The 9,368-nt window shown below is 71.8% G+C and carries 8 protein-coding genes and 1 riboswitch; all 8 genes read right to left on the bottom strand.

What is annotated here, in order from left to right; all coding sequences use genetic code 11:
- Nucleotides 1–296 precede the first annotated feature (296 nt).
- The 8 genes from cobO to GH2_RS07790 all read right to left on the bottom strand — a co-directional run bounded on the left by cobO (nt 297) and on the right by GH2_RS07790 (nt 9,276).
- The gene (cobO, locus tag GH2_RS07825) at nt 297–911 is read right to left on the bottom strand and encodes a cob(I)yrinic acid a,c-diamide adenosyltransferase (protein ID WP_066165425.1); all 615 of its coding nucleotides are present in this window, start codon (nt 909–911) and stop codon (nt 297–299) included.
- Complete coding sequence (locus GH2_RS07820) at nt 911–2,938, bottom strand: VWA domain-containing protein (protein WP_066165423.1); 2,028 nt, start codon at nt 2,936–2,938, stop codon at nt 911–913. The genes cobO and GH2_RS07820 overlap by 1 nt, the downstream gene beginning before the upstream one ends.
- A gap of 10 nt (nt 2,939–2,948) precedes the next feature.
- On the bottom strand, nt 2,949–3,704 hold the full coding sequence (locus GH2_RS07815) for a cobalt-precorrin-4/precorrin-4 C(11)-methyltransferase (RefSeq protein ID WP_066165544.1): 756 nt from the start codon (nt 3,702–3,704) through the stop codon (nt 2,949–2,951).
- Entirely contained in the window at nt 3,701–4,936 is a 1,236-nt protein-coding gene (locus tag GH2_RS07810) for a bifunctional cobalt-precorrin-7 (C(5))-methyltransferase/cobalt-precorrin-6B (C(15))-methyltransferase (protein WP_066165547.1), read from the bottom strand. The genes GH2_RS07815 and GH2_RS07810 overlap by 4 nt, the downstream gene beginning before the upstream one ends.
- A complete protein-coding gene (cobJ, locus tag GH2_RS07805) occupies nt 4,933–6,468 on the bottom strand; it encodes a precorrin-3B C(17)-methyltransferase (protein ID WP_066165420.1) in 1,536 nt (511 codons plus the stop codon). The genes GH2_RS07810 and cobJ overlap by 4 nt, the downstream gene beginning before the upstream one ends.
- Complete coding sequence (locus GH2_RS07800) at nt 6,465–7,127, bottom strand: precorrin-8X methylmutase (RefSeq protein ID WP_066165417.1); 663 nt, start codon at nt 7,125–7,127, stop codon at nt 6,465–6,467. The genes cobJ and GH2_RS07800 overlap by 4 nt, the downstream gene beginning before the upstream one ends.
- Nucleotides 7,124–7,975 carry a ferredoxin-like domain-containing protein gene (locus tag GH2_RS07795; RefSeq protein WP_066165414.1) on the bottom strand — a complete coding sequence of 284 codons (852 nt, stop codon included), beginning with the start codon at nt 7,973–7,975 and terminating at the stop codon, nt 7,124–7,126. Before GH2_RS07795 ends, GH2_RS07800 begins: the two co-directional genes overlap by 4 nt.
- A gap of 49 nt (nt 7,976–8,024) precedes the next feature.
- A riboswitch (cobalamin riboswitch) is annotated at nt 8,025–8,232 on the bottom strand.
- Entirely contained in the window at nt 8,227–9,276 is a 1,050-nt protein-coding gene (locus GH2_RS07790; protein WP_066165411.1) for a DMT family transporter, read from the bottom strand. Its footprint overlaps the riboswitch before it by 6 nt.
- Nucleotides 9,277–9,368 lie beyond the last annotated feature (92 nt).

Genomic DNA, 9,368 nt, shown 5'->3' with positions numbered 1-9,368 from the left:
GGTGTATCGAGACCGGGGTGTGCTGGGTCGTGGGGTGTGGCGGTCTCGATACTCGTCGTTGCTCGCAGGCTCGCAGCGTCGAACTCGACCAGCGTAGAGGGCGTAGAGGGGATGAGTCTTCCCCACGTTGGTCGAGTGCCGCGTGGGAGCGTAGCGAGTGCGCGGTGTATCGAGACCGGGGTGCGCTGGGGCGTGTGGTGTGGTGGTCTCGATACTCGTCGTTGCTCGCAAGCTCGCAGCGTCGAACTCGACCAGCGTAGGGCTGGTGCAGCGTCGAACTCGACCAGCGTCGGGCATCACCACTCGATGCCCCGCTGGCCCTTCTGGCCGGCGTCCATCGGGTGCTTGATCTTGGTCATCTCGGTGACGAGGTCGGCGGCGTCCATCAGGCGGGGGTCGGCGTCGCGGCCGGTGATGATGACGTGCTGGCGACCGGGACGGCTCTGCAGGGTCTCGACGACGTCGTCGACGTCGACCCAGCCCCACTTCATCGGGTAGGTGAACTCGTCGAGCACGTACAGATCGTGCTGCTCGGCGGCGAGGCGACGCTTGATCTCCTCCCAGCCCTCGGCGGCGGCCGCGGCGTGGTCGTCCTCGGTGCCGTCCTTGCGACTCCACGACCACCCCGAGCCCATCTTGTGCCAGGTGACGGCCCCGCCCTCACCTGTCTCCTCGTGCAACTGGCCGAGGCGTTCGAGGACGGTCTGCTCGCCGATCCGCCACTTGGCCGACTTGACGAACTGGAAGACGCCGATGTCGAAGCCGGAGTTCCAACTGCGCAGGGCGAGGCCGAACGCAGCCGTCGACTTCCCCTTGCCCGGACCGGTGTGAACGATGATCAGCGGTCGGTTCCGGCGCTGTCGCGTGGTGAGTCCGTCATCGGGAATGGTGGTCGGCTGTCCTTTGGGCATCAGGCTGCTCCCTGGGTCGCGGTGCGGGTGACGGTGACGAGGTCGCCGGCGTTCACGTCGCCGACCTCCACGTATTCGGCGCCCAGATGCCGGGCGAGCTGGGCGGCGAGCCCGAGTCGCAGCGGGCCGGCCTCGCAGTCGATGACGACGCAGGCCACGCTCTGGTGCGCCAGGTGATCGGCGGCCGACCGGGAGCGTGCGACCGCGTCCGCGCCCGCGGTGGCCCGGCCGTCGGTCACGATCACCAGCAGCGGTCGACGACGCGCATCGCGGATCCGCTCCACCGCGAGAACCTCGGAGGCCTTGACCAGACCCTCGGCCAGCGGCGTACGACCGCCCGCGGGCAGATCCTCCAGGCGGGCCGCGGCGGCGTCGACCGAACTGGTCGGCGGCAGGGCGAGCACGGCGTCACGCCCGCGAAAGGTCACCAACCCGACCTTGTCGCGCCGCTGATAGGCGTCCAACAGCAGGCTCAGCACCGCCGTCTTGACCTGCTCCATCCGGCGGCGGGCCGCCATCGAGCCGGACGCGTCGACGCAGAACAGCACCAGGTTCGATTCTCGACCCTCGTACTCCGCGCGACGCAGATCGGACGATTCGATGAGCAGTCGCCCGTCGACCCGACCGCGACGCTGCTGATGCGGGATCGCGGCCCGGATGGTCTCCACGAGGTGCGGCGCGCCGGTGGTCGCGGCGGGGTCGGCGCCGATACGACGACCCGACGACGTCTTGGCGCGGCTGCGGCGGCCCGCGGCGCCGGCACCGCTGCCGGGGACGGTGAAGAGGCGGGTCCGGTAGGGCGCGCCTGCGGGGACGGGCGTGGCTTCGGCAGGGGAGTGGCCGACGGGTGCGGGCGTCTCGGCGCCCTCCTCGCCGGACGCCTCGAATTCGTGGGAATCGTTGGAGCCGTCGACGTGCGGCGAGTCGTCGGCGGACGCCGAGGCAGGAGCGTCGGCGTCGCTCGCCTCCGAGTCTGCGCCAGCGCCAGCGGTCACGTCGTCGGCGGTGTCGTTCGCCGGCGACTCGGCCTCGTCCTCGGCGGCGTCGTCGCTGCCGGGACCGTCGGGCGGGTCGGGCGGCAGTTCGTCGTCGCCGAGGATGTGGTCGAGCAGGTCCTCGTCGAGGCCGGGAGCGTCGAACGGGTTGCGGCGACGGCGGTGCGGCAGCGCGAGGCGGGCGGCCACGCGGATGTCGTCGAGCCTCACCTCGGCACGACCGCACCAGGCGGCGTGCGCGACGGCGGTCCGCGCGGTGACGATGTCGGCCCGGAGACCGTCGACGTCGAATGCGGCCCCCACTTCGGCGATCTTCAGCAGCGCGGCGTTCGAGAGCACCACTTGCGGCAGCATCGCCTGTGCGGCGACGATCCGCGTACGTAACGCGCCTTCGGAGTTCGCGTAGCGTGCCGCGAAGGCCGCGGGATCGGCGTCGTACGACATCCGGCGACGCACCACCTCGGCGCGCAACGGCGCCTCCCGGGGCGCGGCCACCTCGACGGTCAGCCCGAAGCGGTCGAGCAACTGTGGCCGGAGCTCACCCTCCTCGGGGTTCATGGTGCCGACGAGGACGAAACGGGCGTCGTGCGTCATCGAGATGCCGTCGCGTTCGACGGTCGCGCGGCCCATGGCGGCGGCGTCGAGCAGCAGGTCGACGAGATGATCGTGCAGCAGGTTGACCTCGTCGACGTACAGGATCCCGCGGTGCGCCTTCGCGAGCAGGCCCGGTTGATACTGGGCCTTGCCCTCGCCGAGCGCGCTCTCCAGATCGATGGAGCCGACGACGCGGTCCTCGGTGGCGCCGACCGGGAGTTCGACCAGCGGCACGGGAGCGTCGTCGAGCGGCGGCAACACGGCGGCGAGGGCGCGCACGATGGTGGACTTCGCGGTGCCCTTCTCGCCGCGCACCAGGACGCCGCCGACGGCGGGCGAGATGGCGGTGAGCAGCAGCGCGAGTGCCATTGGCTGCGGGTCATCGAGGCTGTCGGCGCCGACGACGGCGGTGAACGGATAGTGCGGAACAGGACTCATGTTCGGCTCCTTACTGTCGACTGCGGTGCGGTGAGTACAGGTACGATTCGCCGCCGGTGGTGCGCGCCGCCAAAGCGGGACCCACCAGGATCACCGCAGCCTGGCGCAGCCCGGCGGCGTCGACGGCGTCGGCGATCGGTTGCGCGCCGCCCACGGTGCCGCGCAGGAGCACCTCGTCGGGCTGGGACGCGCGATAGACGACGACCACCGGGCAGTCCGCGCCGTAGTGCGGTTCGATCTGGGCCATCAATTCGCGGGTGTGGGTGATCGCCAGGTGCAGCACCAGGGTCGCGCCGGTCGCAGAGAAGGCGTCGAGGCGCTCGCGGTCCGGCATCGCGGTCGACCGCGCCTGAGTCCGGGTCAGGACCACCGACTGGGCGACGAGCGGGACCGTCAACTCCTGGCCGACGCGGGCGGCGGCAGCGGCGTACGCGGGCACGCCTGGCGTCACATCCCACGGCACTCCGGCGACGTCGAGCCTGCGGGTCTGCTCGTGAACCGCGGAATAGAGAGACGGATCGCCCGAGGTCAGACGCACCACATCGTGTCCGGCGGCATCGGCGTCGACCATTGTCGCGGTGATCTGGTCGAGGTCCAGCCGGGCGGTGTCGACGAGGTGCGCGTCGGCGCGGCAGTGACTGAGCACCTCGGCGTCCAGATAGGTGCCCGGGTACAGGACGGTGCCGGCGTCGCCGAGCAGGCGGGCGGCGCGCAGCGTGATGAGGTCGGCGGCGCCCGGTCCGGCGCCCACGAAGTGAACGGTCATGACTGCTCCGATCGGGTCCAGGCCCACTGGGTGATGGCGCGGGTCGGCTGCCAGCCGTGGAAGCGGCCGCCCAGGGGCGCGGCGTGCTCCACCGAGAGGCGGGTCAGTTCTCCGCCGTGGTCGCGGAAGGCGGCGAGGAGCAGTTCCTCGGTCGCGAAGGTGACCCCGTGGACCACCAGTCGTCCACCCGGCGCCAGCGCGGCCCGGCAGCGGTCGAGGAGGCCGGGCGCCGTGGCGCCGCCGCCGATGAAGATCGCGTCCGGCGTCGGCAACTCGGCCAGGGCGTCGGGGGCGCGACCGGAGACGAGTTGCAGGCGCGGAACGCCCAACCGCGCGGCATTGCGGACGATGCGTGCCGCCCGGTCCGCATGGTGCTCCACCGCGATCGCCGCGGTGGTCGGATGAGCCCGCAGCCATTCGATCCCGACCGAGCCGGCACCCGCGCCGACATCCCATAGCAGCGCACCCGGTCGCGGCGCCAACCGCGCCAGGGCGCTCGCCCGCTGGTCGCGCTTGGTCAGCTGACCGTCGTGCTCGAAGGCGTCGTCGGGCAGGCCCGGCGCCCAACTCGCGTCGAGATCCGCGGTCCCGGCGACCTCGATCGCGAGGACGTGCAGGCGCGGGATCACTGCGGCGGCGACCGTGTCCCCGAACCGATCGGCGACGAACTCGGTCCGGGTCTCGTCCTCGGCGCCGAGATTCCCGAGCACGGTCATCGTCGACGCACCGAGACCGTGCTCGGTGAGGATCGCCGCGACCGCGCCCGGCGTCGACTCGTCGGACGAGAGCACCAGCAGTCGGGCGCCGGGAGAGAGTTCGCGCCGCACGGCGTTCGGGTCGCGGCCCACCAGAGTGACGACCGTCGACGACTCGGCCGACCAGCGCATCCGCGACCGGGCGAGCGCCACCGACGAGACCGCCGGAATCGCATCGAGACCGTCGCCCAGCAGCTCGGCGAGCGTGGTGCCGATCCCGGACACGAACGGGTCGCCGGACGCGAGGGCCACCACGTGGGCGTCGCCGAACTCGGTGAGCAGGGTGTCGAGCCCGCTGAGCGGCCGTGGCCAGGGGCGTCGCACCTGATCGTGGACCGGCGGGATCAGTTCCAGGTGGCGGTCGCCTCCGAGCACGACGTCGGCGGCGATGATCTGCGCACGGACCGAGGCGGGCACACCGGCCCAGCCGTCGGCGCCGATGCCGATGACGGTGACGTGCGGCTGCGGTGCGCTCACGGCGCCACCGGCTGCGCGGTCACCGACCGCGGGCTCCAGACCCGACCGTTGGCGGTGACGCGCGTCGACGAGGCGCCGATGATCAGCAGGCACTTCATGTCGATGGTCGCCGGATCGAGGGCGCCGAGGGTGGTGACCGTCAGCGTCTCCTCGTCGCGGCCGACGTCGCGGCCGACGATGACGACGGTGTCGGCGCGACGGTGCGCCAGCAGCACGTCGCGCGCGGCGACGATCTGCTCGCGCCGTGAGCGGGACGCGGGGTTGTAGATGCCGAGCACCAGATCGGCTTCGGCGACGGCCCGCAGGCGGTCGGCGATCACGGTCCACGGCTTCAACCGGTCGGACAGGCTCATCACCGCGAAGTCCGCGCCGATCGGAGCGCCGGCGCGCGCGGCGACGGCCTGGATGGCGCTGACGCCGGGCAGCACGCGGACCGGGACGTCGGCGAACTCGGGGTCCTCGGCGGCCTCGAAGACCGCGGCGGCCATCCCGAACACACCGGCGTCGCCGCCCGACACCACGGCCACCCGTTCGCCGTCGCGGGCCAGAGTCAGTGCGTGGCGTGCGCGATCCACCTCGACGGTGTTGCCCGACGCGTGCCGCTGCAGGCCGGGACGCTGCGGCACCCGGTTCACGTACGGGGCGTAGCCGATGAGATGGTCCACCTCGGCGAGCGCCGCGGACACCTCGGGCGTCACCCAGTCGGCGGGGCCGGGGCCCAGGCCCACCACCAGCAGTTCGCGCGCCTGCCGCGGTTGGGGAGCGGCTGCGGCGGCGTCGATCCCGTTCCGCATCCGGCGCGGGTCGTCGTGGTGCACGGCGTCGCCCGGCACGACGATCAGCGAGAAGTAGGGGACCGTGCTCGGATCGACGTCGGCGACGCGACGCCACTGCGCCTCCGGCATCGATGCGCGCTCCACGTACCAGGCGCCGTCGAGCCGCCCGGCCGCGTGCAGGGCGCGGCGGACCGCGGGAAAGGTCCGGCCCAGTTTCATGATCACGGCGCCGTCGGTGTCGGCCAGGCGGCGAGCGAGTTCGGGCTCCGGAAGGGTGCCTGCGAGGACGGTGAGGACGTCGTCCTGCCGGACCAGCGGGGTGCCGAGTGCGGCCGTCGCGGCCGCGTAGGCGGGGACGCCGGGCACGACGGTCGTCGCGTAGTCGGGGGAGAGGCGGTCGTGCAGGTACATGGCCGACCCGTAAAACAGCGGATCGCCCTCGGCGAGCAGCACCACGGTGCGGTCGGCGTCGAGGTGTGCCGTCATGCGGTCCGCGGACGCTTCGTAGAAGTCGGCGAGGGCGCCCACGTATCCGCCGGGATGATCGGTGCTGCCGGTCGTCACCGGGTAGCGCAGTTCCTCTTCGATCGCGGTGTCGGGAATGAGATCGGCCGCGATGCGCCGCGCGTGCGACGACTTCCGCACGCCCGCGTGATAGGCGACGACGTCGGCCTCGCCGATCAGGCGTGCGGCCTTGCGGGTGATGAGTTCGGGATCGCCGGGACCCAGCCCGACGATGGTGAAGGTGCCGCTCACTCCGCCTCCTGCGCCAGCGCGTTGATCGCCGCCGAGGTGACGGCCGAGCCGCCGCGTCGACCGCGCACGGTCACGAACGGGATGTCGATCCCGTGGTCGTCGGCGAAGGCGGCGAGAGCCTCCTTCGATTCGGCGGCGCCGATGAAGCCGACCGGGCAGCCGACGATCGCGGCCGGTCGCGGGGCGCCGGCGATGAGCATCTCCAGCAGGTGGAACAGTGCGGTCGGCGCGTTGCCGATCGCGACGACGGCGCCGTCGAGCAGCGGCTCCCACAGGGAGACGGCGGCGGCGGTGCGGGTGGTGTCCCAGGCTGCGGCGAGGTCGGCGACGCGGGGGTCGCCGAGCAGGCAGTGCACCTCGTTGTCCGCGGGGAGACGGCCCGCGGTGACCCCGCGCGCCACCATCTGCACGTCGGCGAGGATCGGACGACCCGCGGTGAGCGCGGCGCGCCCCGCGGACAGCAGCTGCGGATGGACCACCAGATCGTCCACCAGGTCGGTCTGCCCACTGGCGTGAATCATCCGGACCGCGAGCTTCTCGGCGTCGGCAGGCACCCGGGTCAGGTCCGACTCGGCGCGGATGGTCGCGAACGACCGGTCGTAGATCGCGGCGCCGGACGTCAGGTAGTCGTAGGCGCGGGGCGGGGCGGTCAGGCTCATGCGGTGGGCTCCGGAATCAAGACGCCGTGCCACGGGGTCAGCACGACATGGTCGGTGGTCGTGGCCCAGCGAGTCAGCTGGTCACGGGTGAGGCCGTCGCGGGCGTCAACGTGGCAGCCGCCGGCAACAGGGCCGTACGGCAGCGGCTCGCTGCGCACGACGGACTGCGGTGCGGGGGTGCACGCGACGGTCAGCGGCGCGGCGAGTTCGGCCACATGCCATGCGGCGGTGGGGCCGGTGCCGCGGCGGTCGAGGAACGCCGCGGCGAGGTCGGTGAGGGCAGCGACCGCGTCGTCGAGCGGGATCACCGGGCCGAAGGCGGCGCCTATGCGCAGCTGGCAGGTGGTGGCGTCGAGGGCCACCAGCCCGAGGTCGCGGTGACGGTCGTGCAGGTCGCCGCGGCCGTCGTCGAGGGTGAACAGGAAACGGCCGGGCAGCGCGGCCAGGCGCGGATCGGCGAGGAGTCGGTGGTCGAGCCGAGACAGGACCGGGCGCAGGTCGGCACGACCGCCGGCCAGCCCGGTCTGAGGGGACGCCAGCACATTGCGGACGAGGTCGTGAGAGCGGGACGGGAGCAGGCCCGTCGATTCGATCGCGGCGACGACGGGCGCGGGCAGGTCGCCGTCGACCAGCGGGAGTGCACGCAGTTGCAGGTTGGCGCGGCCGGTCACGTGGATGCGGCCGTCGCCGAAGCGGTCGGCGACCTCGGTCACACCGAGGAGGGCTGCGGTCCCCACTTGACCGCCGGGCACTCGGATACGCGTCAACGCGCCGTCGTCAGCGGCCCAGGGGCGTAGGACGCCGGGGCAGCGGTCCGGGCGCGACCGCGTCGAGTTCGACACTTCCATCCTCGAGGTCGGGGGCTGTGCGCGTCGCCCCAAAGCAGTGACCTCGCGACATCCGTCGCAAGGGCCAGCAGGTCTTCGGACTCGGGATCGTCCGGGACGAAGCGCCTTCCCGGAGCGGTTGCCCCAGTGGCCGCGCGAGAGGCTCTCGCGCCGTGCTTCGCCCGTCACCCACACCGCTGCGCGTCAGTTCCGGACTCTCACCGGATTCCCTGACCAACCGTTCTGGCGGAAGGTCGACTGGCATGGTCAGCCTAGCAATCGACGGAGCGACGACGTGCAACGGCGGCGTCGCCACGGTCGGCCGGCGCCCGGGTGTCGACGTCCTCGACGGCGGGTTCGCGCCGCGACATCGAGACGACGGCGACCATCGCGACCACGCCGGCACACCCGAGCAACTGCATCGCGGTAGGGCGCTCGGCGAGGATCACCATCGCGAACACCACGGCGAGGGCGGGCTGGAGGAGCAGCATCGACGCGCCGATCTGCACGGGCAGCCTCGGCAGCGCGGTGGAGATCAGCACCCAGCCGAGCACGTGGCCGCCGAGCGCCAAGGCGGCGAGCCAGCCCAGGGGAGCCCATCCGGGAGTCAGATCGATACCGCCCCAGAACGCCGCGATCCCGGCGCCGACGATGCCGGAGACGATCGTGGTCGTCAGAACCTGCGTGTTCGGTCCGCCCCGGGGGTCGCCGGTGCGCGCGATGATCAGGATGAACCCGGCATACGCCACGCCGGACACCAGTCCGAGTACCGTTCCGAGGAACGGATCGGGCGCACTCGCGCTGTCGCTGCCCAGGAGCCCGCCGGCCAGGGTGAGGGAGACGAGCATCACGGGCATCGCGAGGACGAATCGCAGTGACACGCGATCGCGGAACAACGCCCAGGCCAGCAACGGGACGACGATCGCCTGCACGTTGTTGAGGATTGTCGCGACTCCGGCGCCGACCAGGAAGATCGACTGCGTCCAGGTGGCGAAATCGATGCCCAGCAGCACGCCCGCCAGTAGGTGCAGGCCGAAGGTTCGACGGGTCGGCACACCGTGACGCCGGATCTCGAACCAGGCCAGCAGTGCGAGCGGGACGGCGGCGATGAGGCAGCGATAGAACAGGGTCGTCGCGACGTTCACGTCGGCGAGTCGGGTGAACACGGCGGTCAGCGAGATGGCGGTCGCGCCGGCTGCAGCGATCCACCGGCCATCGATGGCATTGCGGGCCAGCGACGATGAATCGACTGTCTCAGTGGTGATTCGGGTACGGAGGGGAGCGGTGATTCGAGTGGGCGTGCTCGGGGCGGAGGCAGTCACGGCATCGATTGTCGCGAACAAGAAACTTTAGGACAAGTTATCTGATATTGAAGAATTACATTAGAATCTGTCATGTTTGACGGGGCTTGTAA

The sequence above is a fragment of the Gordonia hydrophobica NBRC 16057 genome, from assembly GCF_001592365.1.
Taxonomy (GTDB): Bacteria; Actinomycetota; Actinomycetes; order Mycobacteriales; family Mycobacteriaceae; genus Gordonia; species Gordonia hydrophobica.
The sequence above is the reverse complement of the archived record's forward strand: the minus strand, read 5'-3'. Positions and strand labels throughout refer to the sequence as shown.

Coding starts and splice junctions, on each gene's coding strand:
- GH2_RS07800 (WP_066165417.1), bottom strand. CDS start 7,127: ATGAGCCTGACCGCCCCGCCCCGCGCCTACGACTACCTGACGTCCGGC.
- cobO (WP_066165425.1), bottom strand. CDS start 911: ATGCCCAAAGGACAGCCGACCACCATTCCCGATGACGGACTCACCACG.
- GH2_RS07795 (WP_066165414.1), bottom strand. CDS start 7,975: ATGGAAGTGTCGAACTCGACGCGGTCGCGCCCGGACCGCTGCCCCGGC.
- GH2_RS07815 (WP_066165544.1), bottom strand. CDS start 3,704: ATGACCGTTCACTTCGTGGGCGCCGGACCGGGCGCCGCCGACCTCATC.
- GH2_RS07820 (WP_066165423.1), bottom strand. CDS start 2,938: ATGAGTCCTGTTCCGCACTATCCGTTCACCGCCGTCGTCGGCGCCGAC.